2 protein-coding genes are annotated in these 1,945 nt (G+C 67.1%); both read right to left on the reverse strand.

Features of this window, described 5'->3' with window-relative positions; all coding sequences use genetic code 11:
- Nucleotides 1-522, reverse strand: a 522-nt coding sequence (locus tag ACFY5C_RS41340) for an alpha-amylase family glycosyl hydrolase (RefSeq protein WP_389455224.1), incomplete at its 3' end; no start/stop codon positions are given.
- Nucleotides 519-1,945 (reverse strand): alpha-1,4-glucan--maltose-1-phosphate maltosyltransferase (locus ACFY5C_RS41345; RefSeq protein ID WP_389455226.1); only part of this gene is annotated, 1,427 nt, incomplete at its 5' end. The genes ACFY5C_RS41345 and ACFY5C_RS41340, both read right to left, overlap by 4 nt.

Genomic DNA, 1,945 nt, shown 5'->3' on the forward strand with positions numbered 1-1,945 from the left:
GCGGACCGGGTCGAAGGTCCAGTTGGAGGCCTCGGTGTCGACGAAGATGATGCGGGCGTCGGCGTACTGCTTGTCGTCGTCGGCCCACATGTAGTAGTCGCCGTAGGGGCCGTCGGGGTCGTTTCTCGATTCCTGGAACCACGGGTGCTGGTCGCTGGTGTGGTTCATGACGAAGTCGATGATGACCCGCATGCCGCGCTGGTGGGCGGAGTCGACGAATTCGACGAAGTCGGCGAGGTCTCCGAATTCGGGCAGCACGGAGGTGTAGTCGGAGACGTCGTAGCCGCCGTCCCGCAGGGGTGATTTGAAGAAGGGCGGCAGCCACAGGCAGTCGACGCCGAGCCATTGCAGGTAGTCGAGTTTGGCGGTGAGGCCTTTGAGGTCGCCGACGCCGTCGCCGTTGCTGTCCTGGAAGGAGCGGACCAGGACCTCGTAGAAGACGGCGCGCTTGAACCAATCCGGGTCACGATCCTTGGCAGGAGTGTCCTCGAAGGTGTCCTGAACGGGCTCGTTGACGATCATTTTGTGGGTGACCCTCCGATCTGCGGGGTGGACGGTCGCAGGACGGTGAGGATGTGCGCGGGACGAGTGCCCGGTTCGAGACGCACGTAATTCGCCCTGCCCCAGTGATAGGTCTCGCCGGTGAGCTCGTCGCGCACCGGCACCGACTCGTGCCAGTCCAGGCCGAGTTGCGGCATGTCCAACGAGACCGTGGCCTCCTGGGTGTGGTGCGGGTCGAGGTTGGCGACCACCAGAACCGTGTTCGATCCGCTGCGCTTCGAGTACGCGATCACCGCTTCCTGGTCCGCGTGGTGGAAGTGGAGGTCGCGCAACTGCCGCAGGGCCGGATTCGCCCGCCGGACGGCGTTGAGCTGGGTGATCAGGGGGGTGATGGTGCGGCCTTCGTGTTCGGCCGCTTCCCAGTCGCGTGGGCGGAGCTGGTACTTCTCCGAGTCGAGGTACTCCTCGCTGCCCTTGCGCAGGGGGGTGTTCTCGCAGAGCTCGTAGCCGCTGTAGATGCCCCAGGTGGGGGAGAGGGTCGCGGCCAGCACGGCGCGGAGCTCGAACGCGGGCCGGCCCCCCCTCTGAAGGAACTCGTGCAGGATGTCGGGGGTGTTGGCGAAGAAGTTCGGCCGCATGTAGGAGGCTGCTTCGCCGGAGAGTTCGGTGAGGTATTCGGTGAGTTCCTGCTTGCCGTTGCGCCAGGTGAAATAGGTGTAGGACTGCTGGAAGCCGATCTGGGCCAGGGTGTGCATCATCGCGGGCCGGGTGAAGGCCTCGGCGAGGAAGATGACGTCCGGGTCGGTGCGGCCGATGTCGGCGATGACCTGCTGCCAGAACATGACCGGTTTGGTGTGCGGGTTGTCGACGCGGAAGATGCGCACGCCGTGGGCCATCCAGTGGCGCAGGATGCGCAGGGTCTCCTCGACCAGGCCGTCCATGTCGGCGTCGAAGGCGATGGGGTAGATGTCCTGGTACTTCTTCGGCGGGTTCTCGGCGTAGGCGATGGTGCCGTCGGGGCGGTGGTGGAACCACTCGGGGTGTTTGTCGACCCAGGGGTGGTCGGGGGAGCACTGCAGGGCGAAGTCGAGGGCGACTTCGAGGCCGAGGTCGCCGGCGCGGGCGACGAACCAGTCGAAGTCCTCCAGGGTGCCGAGGTCGGGGTGGACGGCGTCGTGGCCGCCCTCGGGGGAGCCGATGGCCCAGGGCACGCCGACGTCGTCGGTGCCCGCGGACAGGGTGTTGTTGGGGCCCTTGCGGAAGGTGGTGCCGATCGGGTGGATCGGCGGGAGGTAGACGACGTCGAAGCCCATCGCGGCGATCGCGGGCAGCCGGCGGGCGGCGGTGCGGAAGGTGCCGTGGGGCTGCTCGGGGGTGCCCTCGGAGCGGGGGAAGAACTCGTACCAGGAGCCGAACAGGGCCCGCTCCCGCTCCACCAGCAGGG

It is taken from the genome of Streptomyces sp. NPDC012935 (genome assembly GCF_042900345.1).
Classification (GTDB): domain Bacteria; phylum Actinomycetota; class Actinomycetes; order Streptomycetales; family Streptomycetaceae; genus Streptomyces.